At 58.2% G+C, this 16896-nt stretch carries 2 protein-coding genes; one reads left to right on the forward strand and one right to left on the reverse strand.

Annotated features, from left to right (window positions below):
* Positions 1 to 8 precede the first annotated feature (8 nt).
* Complete coding sequence (locus C4J93_RS00650) at positions 9 to 15185, reverse strand: retention module-containing protein (protein WP_124428317.1); 15177 nt, start codon at positions 15183 to 15185, stop codon at positions 9 to 11.
* 336 nt (positions 15186 to 15521) lie between these two features.
* Here C4J93_RS00650 and C4J93_RS00655 point away from each other — a divergent pair, with 336 nt between their 5' ends.
* Positions 15522 to 16880, forward strand: a complete 1359-nt coding sequence (locus C4J93_RS00655) for a TolC family outer membrane protein (protein ID WP_124360682.1) — start codon at positions 15522 to 15524, stop codon at positions 16878 to 16880.
* Positions 16881 to 16896: the final 16 nt, after the last annotated feature.

Genomic DNA, 16896 nt, shown 5'->3' on the forward strand with positions numbered 1-16896 from the left:
ACCCAAGCTTAGGCGGTGTGATCGATCTTGATGGTCGGGTCGGCACCGCTGATCAGCGAGTTGATGTTGGTGTGGGACCAATCATTGCCTTCCAGCTTGATGGTCACATCCGCATTGGCCAGGCCACCGGCGGCGTTGAGCTTGCCTTCGCTGCTCACCTGCAGGGTCGACACGCCTTCTACCGTGGTGATCTTGAGGTAGTTATCGATGGTGCTGTCCGTCTCGCCCTTCAACAGATCACGCAGGTCAATTCGGTCACCTTCCGACGCCTTGAAGTCCTTGATCACATCGTTGCCGATGTCACCGGCCTTCCACACGAAGGTGTCGGCACCCGCACCGCCGATCAGGATGTCGTTGCCCTGACCGCCCATCAACGTGTCGTTGCCGGTACCGCCCAGCAAGATGTCATTGCCCTTGCCGCCGTCCAGCACGTCGTTGCCGCCTTGGCCGAACAGAATGTCATCGCCATTGCCGCCGAGCAGCGTGTCGTTGCCGTCCTTGGCGCCGGACACGTCGAAGTCCGCGTAATGCTCGGTGACGTACTGGTGCACATTCGAGGTGGTAACTGCCGAGACAGCCACACCGGCTTTCTGTGCCACGAAAGCCTGCAAGGCGTTGTAACCCTCGCCGGTCACCCCGCTGAAGCTCACTAGGTCGCCAAAGAGAATGTCATTGCCGTCGCCACCGCTGATGCTGTCCGCACCCGGCAGAGTCGCCTCGGTATGGCCGAGGATGGCGTTGGCCAGGTCTTTCGGATCGATATTGGCCTGTGGTTTGCCATCGCTGTCGTAAGGCTTCAGGTCGCTTAAGCTGATGTCGCTGTTGATGCCGATCGCTTCCACCTGCGACAGCCCGCCCAGCAGCGCAAAGGCGCTCTTGGAATTAGCCAATGTTGCCGCGTCAGTGCTGTTGCCTCGGCCGTCAAGATTGGACAGCTCAAAGGTGCCGTCGCCCTGAGCGCGGACCAGGCCCAGATTGGCGGCCGTCCACCAGAAGCCGTTCCAGGTTTGCAATTGAGCGGCACCCGAGGTGTCGATGCTGAAGTAATGGGTGTTATCCAGGTACTTGCCGACCGAGGTGCCGGGGGTGTAGTTGGCCGTCGTCACCACGTCATCGAACTTGACGTTGCCGTACAGCGTCACGTTGGTCTGCTCGCCGCTCTGGTAGAACGTCGGCTGACCGTCGGTGATGAAGTACGTCAGGTTAGTCGCACCGGTGTTTTTGCTCGCCAGGTCGCTTTGGAAGAAGTTGGCGGTGGTCTTGAACACGTCTTCGTAGTTGGTGCCGCCTTCCGACACCATCGAGTCCAACACCACTTTGAGCTGGGCCAGCGCATTGGGGGCATTGAGGTTGATGGCAATCGACTTGTTCACTTGGCTATCGAAGTCGGCCAGGAAGATATTCACCGTGCCCGACGTGTTGGCGCCCAGGCTGTTTTTCAGCGAGTTGAACACCGTGGTCAATGAAGCCTTCGCCGCGTCGATCGATGCGGTGCTCATGCTGCCGGAGCTGTCCACCATGAACGCGATGTTGTAGTTCTTGCCCTGCACCACGTTCAGGCCGCCGATGTCGGCTACCACGATGTCGTTGCCATCGCTGCCGATAATCGAGTCGCTGCCCGACGTGCCGGTTACCGAGTTATACGCCGCCGGGTAGACCGTCACCGGCAATTGCGCGGTGGTGGTCGCCGAGCCGCCGATGCTTTCGGTCGACGTCGAGGTCACGGTCAGGTTGAACTGGCCGCTGTAATAGGTCGGCGGCTTGATGGTCAGGGTGCCCATGTCCCAGCCGCTGACGTTGACTTCGCCCACGGTTTTCGTCGCGGTGAAGGTGTGTCCCGAAGCGTCGGTAAGCACCGAGCCTGCCGGAATGCCACCGATCTTCACCGCCAGGGTTTCCGAACCATCGGTGTCGGTCAGCGCGGTGGTGATCTTGGACAGTTTGACGCTGCCGTTTTCCAGGCCTTCGTTGAGCTTATAACCCACGTAGTAACCGTCACCGTTGCTACCATGCAGGTCGGACACGGTCACGCCGGCGTTGGTCAGGTCGGCAATGCCGGTGTACAGCGGGACGTTGCTGGTGCTCAAGTTCTGCGTCGCGCCGCCATTGATAGACAGGTTGACGTCAAAGCTGCCGGGGCCCGCCTGGTTGGCCTGATAGATCTCAAGGCTGTAGTAACCGCTGACCGCCGGCGTGAACGTGCCGCTGAACTTGCCGCTGTTGGTGCCCCACAGGCCGCTGGCCACGTCTTTACCGCCGACGTTGATCAGCAGGCTGTCATCGGCGACACCGCTGAAGGTGTAGTTCTTGCCGGCTTCCATGTACATCAGGCCGGAGATTTTTCCGCCTGAACCGGGGGTGACGTCAGTGGTGGACTCGACATTGGTCACCACCGCCGTGCTGTTCGGCGTGCCGGCGCCATCGATGGCTTTTTTCAGCACGTCCGGTGCGGCGCCGTTGCCGTTGGTGCCAAGGCCGGGAAGGCTGTTCCAGCTCTGTTTGATCAGGCCGACCGAGTTGACGTTGTTGTCAGCCACACCCAGGGTTGGCGCGTCGGCCACCGGGGTGATGTCGACCTTCACCGTGGCGCTGGTGCCCAGGTCCTTGCCGTCGGTGGGCTGGAACTTGAACTGTGCGTAATCGGCCTGCTTGTTACCGATGCCCGTGCCGCCATAACCGTCGGCGCCGGACTCGTTGGCGTTTGGCGTAAAGCGTAACTGGCCGCCATCGATCTGGGCTTTGGTAAGGGTCTGGCCGCTGGTCACATTGGTCCAGGTGGTGCCGTCGGTTGCCAGGTATTGCAGTTTGCCGGCCACCGGCAGGTCGGTGATTTTCACCCCGAGGCTGGCTGATGGCGAGTCCACGTCGCTCACGCCGAAGTTGGCCCAGGTCAAGGCCAGCGCAGTGTCTTCCGTACCGGTCACGGCCCCGCCCGTTGCCACTGGCGCATCGTTGACCGCCACCACGTTGACTGTGGTGGTGGCGACGTTGGAGTAATTGCCGCCGTCGGTCACCGCCACGGTAATGGTGCGCGGCGTGGTGCTTGGGTCGTGGCTGGTGTTGGTGAACGTGATGTTCTGGATACGCTGCATGTAGTCAGCCAGCGTCGCGCTGCCCGACAACGTCAGGGTGATGGTGCCCGTCTGATTGTTGGTGCTGACGCTGATGCCGTTCACGCTGTTGCCCAGGTTCAAGGCATCACCGGCTTGTGCATTGGTCAGGGTGACCGTTGCGCCGGTCAGCATGGTGCTGTCCGGATCGGTGATCTTGATATCGGTGTCGGCAATCGACACCCCCGGCCCGGCGGTGCCTTCGGTGAAGGTGGTCTTGAAGTCGTTGCCACTGGCACCGCTGGAGTTGTTGGCGTCCAGGTCGATAACCGGCGGCGCATCGTTGTCGAGGATGTCAGTGCTGACCGTGCCCTTGTCGATCACCAGGTTCTCGAAGTTGCCCCCGGTGGCCTTGTCGATGGTAATGACGATTTTTTCGGTCGGCTCGGTGATTCGGTCATCAAGCGTGCGGATATCAAACGGCACGCTGCTGGCGCCGGCTGGGATCTTCACGGTGTACACACCATTGAAATCCGAACCATCGGTGGCTGTGCCGCTGTACTTGAGGGTGACGGTTACATCGGTTTGCGCCGGGTTGCTCAAGGCCAGGGCGTAGTGCGCCGTACCGCCTTCGGTCACCGAAGCGTCGCCGCTGATGCTGAGGATAGTGTTGGTGACCACATCCGTGACTTTGGTGACCACGGTGCTGCCGTCGACCATCAAGTGCTCGTATTTGTCGCCGCCACTGACGACGGCACTGATTTTGGCAGTGACATCATTGGCGCCGACATACGCATCGTTCGGCGCGGTGGCGGTGGTGAAGCTGCTGGACTTGCCGCTGCCGATGGTAATGGTCGAGCCGTTATCCAGCTTCACCACCAGGTCGGAACCAACGTTGGTCACTGCCGCACCATTTTTGTCGACCAGCGACGCGGTGTAGACGATCTGCCCGCCCTCGCTGACCGAACCCGTGGCCTTGAGCACCACGGTTACATCGTCGATGGTGTCGTTGATCGTTGTCGTTGCGCCGTTGCCTGCGACTGCCAGTTTTTCGAAGTTACCGCCCGTGGCGTCAGTGATCTTGACCGTTTGGGTGCTCTTGTCGATGAACACGTCATCGCTTGGCGCGGCCACAGTTACGGTGCCGACGGTCTCGCCAGCCTTGATCGTGATGCTCGAACCGTTATCCAACTTCAGGGTGACGTCGCTGCCGGCCTTGTTGCTCAAGGTTGCGGTGTAGGTGATCTGGCCACCCTCGTTGACGGCGCTTGGCGCGGTCAGCGTGACGGTAGTGGTATCAGCTGTGCCCGGAGTGTCCGTGACAGTGGTGTTAACCGCTGTAGTACCTGGCACCAGGTTTTCAAAATGCTCGCCACCGGTCACGCCTTTGATGGCTGCGGTGACGGTTTGATCGCCTTTGTAAACGTCGTTTGGTGCCACGGTGGTGAGCGTGCCGCTGGATTGGTTCACACCGATGGTGATGGTTTTGCCGTTATCCAGAGTGACGGTTAGCGGATTGGTGGTGTTGTTCACCAGCGCGCCGTTTTTATCCACAAGGCTGGCGGTGTAGACGATATTGCCGCCTTCGCCGACGGTAGGAGTGGCGGTCAGAACCACATCGACCTTGTCGATGGTGTCGTTGATCGTGGTGGTTGCGCCGTTGCCCGCGACTTCCAGTTTTTCGAAGTTGCCGCCAGTTGCGTCGGTGATCTTGACCGTTTGGGTGCTCTTGTCGATGAACACATCATCGGTCGGAGCAGGTACGGTCACGGTGCCGACGGTATTACCCGCTTTGATGGTGATCGACGAGCCGTTGTCGAGTTTCAGCGTGACGTCACTGCCTGCTTTGTTGGAAAGCGTAGCGGTGTACGTAATCTGTCCACCTTCGTTGACTGCGGTTGGCGCTGTCAGGGTGACGGTAGTGGTATCAGCAGTGCCCGGAGTATCCGTGACAGTGGTGTTAACCGCTGTAGTACCTGGCACCAGGTTTTCAAAATGCTCGCCACCGGTCACGCCTTTGATGGCTGCGGTGACGGTTTGATCACCTTTGTAAACGTCGTTTGGTGCCACGGTAGTGAGTGTGCCGCTGGATTGGTTCACACCGATTGTGATGGTTTTGCCGTTGTCCAGAGTGACGGTTAGCGGATTGGTGGTGTTGTTCACCAGCGCGCCGTTTTTATCCACAAGGGTAGCGGTGTAGACGATGTTGCCGCCTTCGCCAACGGTAGGAGTGGCGGTCAGGACGACGTCAACTTTGTCGATGGTGTCGTTGATCGTAGTGGTTGCGCCGTTGCCTGCGACTTCCAGTTTTTCGAAGTTGCCGCCAGTTGCGTCGGTGATCTTGACCGTTTGGGTGCTCTTGTCGATGAACACATCATCGGTCGGAGCAGGCACAGTTACAGTGCCGACGGTGTCGCCCGCTTTAATAGTGATCGAAGAGCCGTTATCCAATTTTAACGTGACGTCGCTGCCCGCTTTATTAGAAAGCGTGGCGGTGTAGGTGATTTGACCACCTTCGTTGACGGCGCTTGGCGCGGTCAGGGTTACGGTAGTGGTATCAGCAGTACCCGGAGTGTCCGTGACAGTGGTGTTAACCGCTGTAGTACCTGGCACCAGGTTTTCAAAATGCTCGCCACCGGTCACGCCTTTGATAGCTGCGGTGACGGTTTGATCGCCTTTATAGACGTCGTTTGGTGCCACGCTGGTAACCGTGCCGCTGGATTGGTTCACGCCGATGGTGATGGTTTTACCGTTATCCAGAGTGACAGTCAGCGGATTGGTGATGTTATTCACCAGCGCGCCGTTTTTATCCACAAGGGTAGCGGTGTAGACGATGTTGCCACCTTCGCCAACGGTAGGAGTGGCGGTCAGGACGACGTCAACTTTGTCGATGGTGTCGTTGATCGTGGTGGTTGCGCCGTTGCCTGCGACTGCAAGCTTCTCGAAGTTGCCGCCAGTGGTTTCGGTGATCTGAACCGTCTGGGTGCTCTTATCGATAAACACATCATCGGTCGGAGCAGGCACGGTCACGGTGCCGACGGTATCGCCAGCCTTGATGATGATGCTCGAACCGTTGTCGAGTTTCAGCGTTACATCAGTACCTGCCTTGTTGCTCAAGGTAGCGGTGTAGGTGATCTGGCCCCCCTCGTTGACGGCGCTTGGCGCGGTCAGGGTGACGGTAGTGGTATCAGCTGTGCCCGGAGTGTCCGTGACAGTAGTGTTAACCGCTGTAGTACCTGGCACCAGGTTTTCAAAATGCTCGCCACCGGTCACGCCTTTGATAGCAGTGGTGACGGTTTGGTCGCCTTTGTAGACGTCGTTTGGTGCCACGGTGGTGAGCGTGCCGCTGGATTGGTTCACACCAATGGTAATGCTCTGGCCGTTATCCAAGGTGACGGTCAGCGGATTGGTGATGTTGCTCACCGGCGCGCCGTTTTTATCCACAAGACTGGCGGTGTAGACGATGCTGCCGCCCTCGCCAACGGTAGGAGTGGCGGTCAGAACTACATCGACCTTGTCGATGGTGTCGTTGATTGTGGTGGTTGCGCCATTACCTGCAACTTCCAGTTTCTCGAAGTTGCCGCCCGTGGCGTCAGTGATCTTGACTGTTTGAGTGCTCTTGTCGATGAACACGTCATCGCTTGGCGCTGGCACGGTCACAGTGCCGACGGTGTCGCCAGCCTTAACAATGATCGAGGAGCCGTTATCCAACTTCAGCGTAACGTCACTGCCCGCTTTATTGGAAAGCGTAGCGGTGTAGGTGATTTGACCACCTTCGTTGACGGCGCTTGGCGCGGTCAGCGTAACGGTAGTGGTGTTATCAGTGCCTGGGGTGTCAGTCACAGTTGTAGTGACTTTATCGGTACCCGGAACTAGGTTTTCGAAGTGCTCGCCACCGGTCACGCCTTTGATAGCAGCGGTGACGGTCTGGTCGCCCTTGTACACATCATCCGGAGCCACAACCGAAACAGAACCGCTCGATTGGTTCACACCAATGGTAATGCTCTGGCCGTTATCCAACGTGACGGTAAGCGGGTTGGTGATGTTGCTCACCGGCGTGCCGTTTTTATCTACAAGGGTAGCGGTGTAGACGATGTTGCCGCCTTCGCCGATGGTAGGAGTGGCGGTCAGAACTACATCGACCTTGTCGATGGTGTCGTTGATGGTGGTGGTTGCGCCATTACCCGCGACTTCCAGTTTTTCGAAGTTGCCGCCAGAAGCGTCGGTGATTTTGACGGTCTGAGTGCTCTTGTCGACGAACACGTCATCGCTTGGCGCGGGCACGGTCACGGTGCCGACAGTGTCGCCAGCCTTAACAGTGATCGAGGAGCCGTTATCCAACTTCAGCGTAACGTCACTGCCTGCTTTGTTGGAAAGCGTCGCGGTGTAGGTGATTTGACCACCTTCGTTGACGGCGCTTGGCGCGGTCAGCGTGACGGTGGTGGTGTTATCAGTGCCTGGGGTGTCAGTCACAGTTGTAGTGACTTTATCGGTACCCGGAACTAGGTTTTCGAAGTGCTCGCCACCGGTCACGTCCTTGATAGCGGCCGCGACGGTTTGATCGCCTTTGTAGACGTCATCCGGCGCAACAACCGAAACACTACCGCTCGACTGGTTCACACCAATGGTAATGCTCTGGCCGTTATCCAGAGTGACGGTCAACGGATTGGTGATGTTGCTCACCGGCGTGCCGTTTTTATCCACAAGGGTAGCGGTGTAGACGATGTTGCCGCCTTCGCCAACGGTAGGAGTGGCGGTCAGAACTACATCGACCTTGTCGATGGTGTCGTTGATCGTGGTGGTTGCGCCATTGCCTGCAACTTCCAGTTTTTCGAAGTTGCCGCCAGTGGCGTCAGTGATCTTGACCGTTTGAGTGCTCTTATCGATAAACACGTCATCAGTCGGAGCAGGCACGGTCACGGTGCCAACGGTATCGCCGGCTTTGATGGTGATCGAAGAGCCGTTGTCCAGCTTCAGAGTGACGTCACTGCCGGCCTTGTTGCTCAAGGTTGCGGTGTAGCTGATCTGGCCGCCTTCGTTAACCGCGCTTGGTGCGGTCAGCGTAACGGTAGTGGTGTTGTCGGTACCCGGTGTATCGGTAACAGTGGTGTTAACCGCTGTAGTACCTGGCACCAGGTTTTCAAAATGCTCGCCACCGGTCACGCCTTTGATGGCTGCGGTGACGGTTTGATCGCCTTTGTAAACGTCGTTTGGCGCCACGGTGGTGAGCGTGCCGCTGGATTGGTTCACACCGATGGTGATGGTTTTGCCGTTATCCAGAGTGACAGTTAGCGGATTGGTGGTGTTGTTCACCAGCGCGCCGTTTTTATCCACAAGGGTAGCGGTGTAGACGATGTTGCCACCTTCGCCAACGGTAGGAGTGGCGGTCAGGGCCACGTCGACCTTGTCGATGGTGTCGTTGATTGTGGTGGTTGCGCCATTACCAGCAACTTCCAGTTTCTCGAAGTTGCCGCCGGAAGCGTCGGTGATTTTGACGGTCTGAGTGCTCTTATCGATAAACACGTCATCAGTCGGAGCAGGCACGGTCACGGTGCCGACGGTATCGCCAGCCTTGATGATGATGCTCGAACCGTTGTCGAGTTTCAGCGTTACATCAGTACCTGCCTTGTTGCTCAAGGTCGCGGTGTAGGTGATCTGACCACCTTCGTTAACTGCACTTGGCGCTGTCAGGGTGACAGTAGTGGTATCAGCAGTGCCCGGAGTATCCGTGACAGTGGTATTCACTGCGGTGGTGCCTGGCACCAGATTCTCGAAATGTTCGCCACCGGTCACGCCTTTGATAGCTGCGGTGACGGTTTGATCGCCTTTGTAGACGTCGTTCGGTGCCACGCTGGTAACCGTGCCGCTGGATTGGTTTACACCGATGGTGATGGTTTTGCCGTTATCCAGAGTGACGGTTAGCGGATTGGTGGTGTTGTTCACCAGCGCGCCGTTTTTATCCACAAGGGTAGCGGTGTAGACGATGTTGCCACCTTCGCCAACGGTAGGAGTGGCGGTCAGAACTACATCGACCTTATCGATGGTGTCGTTGATTGTGGTGGTTGCGCCATTGCCTGCGACTTCCAGTTTCTCGAAGTTGCCGCCAGAAGCGTCGGTGATTTTGACGGTCTGAGTGCTCTTATCGATAAACACGTCATCAGTCGGAGCAGGCACGGTCACGGTGCCGACGGTATCGCCAGCCTTGATGGTGATCGAAGAGCCGTTGTCCAGCTTCAGAGTAACGTCACTGCCGGCCTTGTTGCTCAAGGTTGCGGTATAGCTGATCTGGCTGCCTTCGTTAACCGCGCTTGGTGCGGTCAGCGTAACGGTAGTGGTGTTGTCGGTACCCGGTGTATCGGTAACAGTGGTGTTAACCTGAGTAGTACCTGGCACCAGGTTTTCGAAATGCTCGCCACCGGCGACGTCCTTGATAGCGGCCGTGACGGTTTGATCGCCTTTGTAGACGTCATCCGGCGCAACAACCGAAACACTACCGCTCGACTGGTTCACACCAATGGTAATGCTCTGGCCGTTATCCAGAGTGACGGTCAGCGGATTGGTGATGTTATTCACCGGCGTACCGTTCTTATCCACAAGGCTGGCGGTGTAGACAATGTTGCCGCCCTCGCCAACGGTAGGAGTGGCGGTCAGAACAACATCGACCTTGTCGATGGTGTCGTTGATCGTGGTGGTTGCGCCGTTGCCCGCGACTTCCAGTTTTTCGAAGTTGCCGCCAGAAGCGTCGGTGATTTTGACGGTCTGAGTGCTCTTATCGATAAACACGTCATCAGTCGGAGCAGGCACGGTCACGGTGCCGACGGTGTCGCCAGCCTTAACAGTGATCGAGGAGCCGTTATCCAACTTCAGGGTGACGTCACTGCCCGCTTTATTAGAGAGCGTCGCGGTGTACGTAATCTGACCACCTTCGTTAACTGCACTTGGCGCGGTCAGAGTGACGGTAGTTGTGTTATCGGTACCCGGCGTATCGGTAACGGTCGTGTTGACCGGAGCAGTACCAGGCACCAAATTCTCGAAATGTTCGCCACCGGTTACGCCATTGATAGCGGTGGTGACAGTTTGATCGCCTTTGTATACATCATCCGGCGCAACAACCGAGACAGAGCCGCTCGATTGGTTTACCCCAATGCTGATGCTCTGGCCGTTATCCAACGTCACGGTCAGCGGGTTGGTGATGTTGGTCACCGGCGCGCCGTTTTTATCCACAAGGCTGGCGGTGTAGACGATGTTGCCGCCTTCGCCAACGGTAGGAGTGGCGGTCAGAACTACATCGACCTTGTCGATGGTGTCGTTGATTGTGGTGGTCGCACCATTACCCGCAATTTCCAGTTTCTCAAAGTTGCCGCCAGAAGCGTCGGTGATTTTGACGGTCTGAGTGCTCTTATCGATAAACACGTCATCAGTCGGAGCAGGCACGGTCACGGTGCCGACGGTATCGCCAGCCTTGATGGTGATCGAAGAGCCGTTGTCCAGCTTCAGAGTGACATCACTGCTGGCCTTGTTGCTCAAGGTCGCGGTGTAGGTGATCTGACCACCTTCGTTGACTGCGGTTGGCGCGGTCAGCGTGACGGTAGTGGTGTTGTCGGTACCCGGTGTATCGGTAACAGTGGTGTTAACCGGAGTCGTACCTGGCACCAGGTTTTCGAAATGCTCGCTCCCGGTCACGCCTTTGATAGCAGCGGTGACGGTCTGGTCGCCCTTGTACACATCATCCGGAGCCACAACCGAAACAGAACCGCTCGATTGGTTCACACCAATGGTAATGCTCTGGCCGTTATCCAACGTCACGGTCAGCGGGTTCGTGATGTTGTTCACCGGCGCGCCATTCTTATCCACAAGGCTGGCGGTGTAGACGATGCTGCCGCCTTCGCCAACGGTAGGAGTGGCGGTCAGAACAACATCGACCTTGTCGATGGTGTCGTTGATCGTGGTGGTTGCGCCGTTGCCTGCAACTTCCAGTTTCTCGAAGTTGCCGCCAGAAGCGTCGGTGATTTTGACGGTCTGAGTGCTCTTGTCGACGAACACGTCATCGCTTGGCGCTGGCACGGTCACAGTGCCGACGGTATCGCCAGCCTTAACAATGATCGAGGAGCCGTTATCCAACTTCAGGGTGACGTCACTGCCCGCTTTATTAGAGAGCGTCGCGGTGTACGTAATCTGACCACCTTCGTTCGCTTCAGCCGGAGCAGTCAGCGTAACGGTGGTAGCGTTGTCAGTGCCTGGGGTGTCAGTAACGGTCGTGTTGACCGGAGCGGTACTCGGCACCAAGTTTTCGAAATGCTCGCCACCGGTCACGCCATTGATAGCAGCGGTGACGGTTTGATCGCCTTTGTAGACATCATCCGGCGCAACAACCGAAACAGAACCGCTCGTTTGGTTTACACCGATGGTAATGCTCTGCCCGTTATCCAGAGTGACAGTCAGCGGATTGGTGATGTTAGTCACCGGCGTGCCGTTCTTATCCACAAGGCTGGCGGTGTAGACGATGTTGCCGCCTTCGCCAACGGTAGGAGTGGCGGTCAGAACTACATCGACCTTGTCGATGGTGTCGTTGATGGTGGTGGTTGCGCCGTTGCCTGCGATTTCCAGTTTTTCGAAGTTGCCGCCAGTGGCGTCAGTGATCTTGACCGTTTGAGTGCTCTTATCGATAAACACGTCATCAGTCGGAGCAGGCACGGTCACGGTGCCAACGGTATCGCCGGCTTTGATGGTGATGCTCGAGCCGTTATCCAACTTCAGGGTGACGTCACTGCCGGCTTTATTAGAGAGCGTCGCGGTGTAGGTAATTTGACCGCCTTCGTTCGCTTCAGCCGGAGCCGTCAGCGTCACTGTGGTGGCGTTGTCAGTGCCGGGAGTATCAGTAACGGTGGTATTGACCGGCGTGGTGCCCGGCACTAGGTTTTCGAAGTGCTCACCGCCAGTGACAGTCTGAATGGCAGTGGTGACGGTCTGGTCGCCTTTGTAAACATCATCCGGTGCCACGGCGGTGACCGTGCCGCTCGATTGGTTTACCCCGATGGTGATGCTCTGGCCATTATCCAAAGTGACGGTCAGCGGATTGGTGATGTTGGTCACCGGCGTACCGTTCTTATCCACAAGGCTGGCGGTGTAGACGATGCTGCCGCCTTCGCCAACGGTAGGAGTGGCGGTCAGAACAACATCGACCTTGTCGATGGTGTCGTTGATGGTGGTGGTTGCGCCATTGCCCGCAACTTCAAGCTTCTCAAAGTTGCCGCCCGTGGCGTCAGTGATCTTGACCGTTTGAGTGCTCTTATCGATAAACACGTCATCGGTAGGCGCAGGGACGGTCACGGTGCCAACGGTATCGCCGGCTTTGATGGTGATCGAAGATCCGTTGTCCAGCTTCAGAGTGACGTCACTGCCGGCCTTGTTGCTCAAGGTTGCGGTGTAGCTGATCTGGCCGCCTTCGTTAACCGCACTTGGCGCGGTCAGCGTGACGGTAGTGGTGTTGTCGGTACCCGGTGTGTCGGTAACAGTGGTGTTAACCGGAGTAGTACCTGGCACCAGGTTTTCGAAATGCTCGCCACCGGTCACGCCTTTGATAGCAGCGGTGACGGTCTGGTCGCCCTTGTACACATCATCCGGAGCCACAACCGAAACAGAACCGCTCGATTGGTTCACACCAATGGTAATGCTCTGGCCGTTATCCAAGGTGACGGTCAGCGGATTGGTGATGTTGGTCACCGGCGTACCGTTCTTATCCACAAGGCTGGCGGTGTAGACGATGTTGCCGCCTTCGCCAACGGTGGTTGTGGCGGTCAGAACCACATCGACCTTGTCGATGGTGTCGTTAATTGTCGTCGTCGCACCGTTACCCGCAACTTCCAGTTTTTCGAAGTTGCCGCCAGTGGTTTCAGTGATCTGAACAGTCTGGGTGCTCTTGTCGATGAACACGTCATCGGTAGGTGCAGGCACAGTTACAGTGCCAACGGTATCGCCGGCCTTGATGGTGATGCTCGAACCGTTGTCCAACTTCAGCGTGACGTCGCTGCCGGCTTTATTAGAAAGCGTAGCGGTGTAGGTGATCTGACCACCTTCGTTCGCCTCGGCCGGAGCTGTCAGCGTGACGGTCGTGGTGTCGATGGAGTCGGTAATGGTGGTAACCGCTGGCGTCGTACTCGGCACCAGGTTTTCAAAGTTGCCGCCGGTTGCGCCAGTAATGGTGGTGCTGATGGTGCTGCCGTTGACGTAGACATCGTTCGGCGGCGTGTCGACGACCACGGTGCCCACGGACTCGCCGGCCTTGATAGTGATCACCGAGCCATTGCTCAAGGTGACGTTAACCGGCGTCTGCGCAGGGTTGCTCAGGGTAGCGGTGTAGGTGATCTGGCCACCTTCGGTGACGGCCGTGTCGGCTGTCAGCGTAACGGCGGTGGCGTCGACCGAATCAGTGATGGTCGTAACGGCAGGCGTTGTGCTCGGTGCCAGGTTTTCAAAGTTGCCGCCGGTGGCACCGGTGATCGTGGTGCTGACGGTCGAACCGTTAACGTAGACATCGTTGGCCGGGGTATCGACCACAACGGTGCCCACGGACTCGCCGGCCTTGATAGTAATCACCGAGCCATTGCTCAGGGTGACGTTCACCGGCGTCTGCGCCGGGTTGGTCAGGGTAGCGGTGTAGGTGATCTGGCCACCTTCGGTGACGGCCGTGTCGGCTGTCAGCGTAACGGCGGTGGCGTCGACCGAATCAGTGATGGTCGTAACGGCAGGCGTTGTGCTCGGTACCAGGTTTTCAAAGTTGCCGCCGCTGGCACCGGTGATCGTGGTGCTGACGGTCGAACCGTTAACGTAGACATCGTTGGCAGGGGTATCGACCACCACGGTGCCCACGGACTCGCCGGCCTTGATAGTAATCACCGAGCCATTGCTCAAAGTGACAGTGACCGGCGTCTGCGCCGGGTTGGTCAGGGTAGCGGTGTAGGTGATCTGCCCCCCTTCGGTCACAGTCGAACCGGCCGTCAGTGTGACAGTGGTGCTATCAACCGAATCAGTAATCGTAGTGACCGCAGGCGTGGTGCTCGGCACCAGGTTTTCAAAGTTGCCGCCGGTTGCGCCGGTAATAGTGGTGCTGACAGTCGAACCGTTAACGTAGACATCGTTAGCCGGGGTATCGACTACAACGGTGCCCGTCGACTCGCCGGCTTTGATAGTGATCACCGAGCCATTGCTCAAAGTGACGTTCACCGGCGTCTGCGCCGGGTTGGTCAAGGTCGCGGTGTAAGTAATCTGCCCGCCTTCGGTCACGCTCGAACCGGCCGTCAAGGTCACGGTGGTGGTGTCGAGGGTATCGGTAATCTGTGTCACGGCCGGGTTAGGGTCGAGGGTCAGCACCAGGTTGTTGCCGCCGGTGGTGCCGGTGACATTGACGCTGATCTGGCTGGCGTCGATGTACGGGCTGTCATTAGGTGCCAGGGGCACGTTGACGGTGCCGGTCAGTTGGCCGGACGGGATGGTGATCACCGCGCCGTTGGACAGAGTAATGGTCAAGTCGCTGGTGCCGGGCTGGGTCACGGTGGCGGTGTAGGTCAGCACGCCTCCGGCTTCGGTGATGCTAGGCGTGGCGCTCAGGCTCAGGGTCGCAGGCTGCAGCGCCAGGTTGCCGTTGCCGGTAGAAGCCTGGGCACCCGTAAAGGTGTTCAGGGTTGACGTGCCCTGGCCGATAGGGGCGGTGGGAAAGCCAATGGTCGGATCGACACGGCCGGCGGTCGCGTCCAGCACCACAAAGCTGTGGCCCCCGCCTGCGGCGCCATTACCGGCAGCGGTTGCGCCAGCGGCCGTGGCTTCCAGGTCGGTGGTCGGGTCGGCGCCGGCGGCGATGGCTTGTTGCAGTTCGGCTACCGACGGCGCGGCCTGTTCGGTGGCGGCGGCCAGGTCGGCAGTGGAGTCCGGCATGTCGGCGCTCCACTGGGTGTCGCGGCCCAGGTCCAGTGTGCGCCCATCAGCCAGTTCCAGGCTCACCGCGCCCGACAGGCCCGTGTCAATCTGGTCGCCCGCGAACAGGCGATCACCCTCAACCAGAACACGGCGCGTTCCTTCCGGAGAAATAACGAACACTTGACCAACAATGCTTTTGACGATGGCAACAACATTGCTCATTAAATATTTCTCCGGCGATCCGTTTCTGATGATTTCCATGTGGCCGCTCACGAGGAAGGCCAAACTGGAGGGCGTAGTCTATAAAGTTACTGGCGTCAAATTTCTGGCTGAAATTTTTAGCGATCTTGTTTCTGCCAAACTATTGACCTTATGGTCGCCATCCTAAACAATCGCCTCCGTAATGTCACATTGATATTTATGCGGCGAACCGTCCTACATGTGTGAAGCAGTTCCGCTATTTGAACTTTCCGACGTACGGTCATTACGGTAGCCATTATCCGACGCAGCGGCGCCAATCGCTGTGATTTGAGACAAGAAGTCCTGGGGAATTTTTTAATGCGTCTGCACCTGCTTAAGGCAATACCGTTCGTTCTCGCCGCCAGTTTTGTCCAGGCTCAAACACTGCCCCAAGCCATGCAGCAGGCACTGGATGTGCACCCTGAGATTCAGGCCGGTGTGAACAGTCGTATCGCCGCCGATTACCAGTTGCGTGCGGCGCAGGGCGGGTATCTGCCGCGTGTCGATTTGAATGCCGGCTATGGCCGTGCGGGCACCGATAACGCCTCCACCCGCCTCGCTAATGGCACGGGCGGCAACCACTGGGAAACCCTCAATCGCGGCGAGTCCAGCCTGCGCCTGCAACAAATGATTTTTGACGGTTTCGCCACCTCCAGCGAAGTCGGGCGTCAACAAGCCAACGTCAACGCCCGTGCCTATTCCCTGCTCGGTACATCCGAGCGCACCGCGTTGACCGTTGCCCAGGTCTACCTGGAAGTGTTGACCCGTCGCGAGTTCGTGCGCCTGGCCGAAGACAACCTGCGCAACCACGAACGCATTTACGATCAGATCAAGCTGCGCACCCAGCGCGGCGTCGGTAACGGCGCCGACCAGGACCAGGCCGAAGCGCGTCTGGCCCAGGCCCGCAACAACCTGATCACCGAGCAGACCAACCTGGCGGATGCGCAAACCAACTACCTCAGCGCCGTTGGTCAAATGCCCGACCAGCTTGAGCGCCCGGCGCCGTTCATGGCCATGCTCCCGGCCGACCTGAATGAAGCGCGTCGCCAGATGCTCGACAACAGCCCGGTCCTGCGCTCGGCCGAGTCGGACATCTCTGCCGCCGAGAAGCAGTATGCCGCCGCCAAGTCCAGCTTCTACCCGCGCTTTGATGCTGAGTTGGGCACCAACGCCGACAACAACGTCGGCGGCGACGCCAACCACAGCAACGGCTGGGAAGCCATGGTGCGCATGCGCTTCAACCTGTTTGCCGGTGGCAGCAACAAGGCCGACCTGCAATCGAAGTCGTACCAGGCCAACCAGGCCCTGGACATCCGCAACAACGCCCTGCGCCAGCTCAATGAAGAACTGGGCCTTGCCTGGAACGCCCTGAACAATGCCAACGCGCAGCTGCCGGTGGCCCAGCAGTATGTGGACCACAGCACGCGCGTGCGCACCTCCTACCAGCAACAGTTCAGCCTGGGCCAACGTACCCTGCTGGACTTGCTCGACAGCGAGAACGAATTGTTCACCGCTTCGCGTCGCCTGGAAGAGATCAAGAACATTCAGTTATTTACTCAGTACCGAATCAAGGCGACCATGGGCCAATTGCTCAAAAGCCAAGGCGTAGTCGCTCCAATGGCCTCGATCGTGCAAAACGATGTGAAGCCCAAAGTCCAACTGCCTGGGATGAACTGAGTCACCCGTAGCCCCA

Source organism: Pseudomonas sp. R2-37-08W, assembly GCF_003851705.1.
In the GTDB taxonomy this organism is placed as follows: Bacteria; Pseudomonadota; Gammaproteobacteria; order Pseudomonadales; family Pseudomonadaceae; genus Aquipseudomonas.

What these genes read in the sequence shown, in the direction of transcription:
- C4J93_RS00650 (WP_124428317.1), bottom strand. Translation starts at nt 15,185, where the DNA reads ATGAGCAATGTTGTTGCCATCGTCAAAAGCATTGTTGGTCAAGTGTTC.
- C4J93_RS00655 (WP_124360682.1), top strand. Translation starts at nt 15,522, where the DNA reads ATGCGTCTGCACCTGCTTAAGGCAATACCGTTCGTTCTCGCCGCCAGT.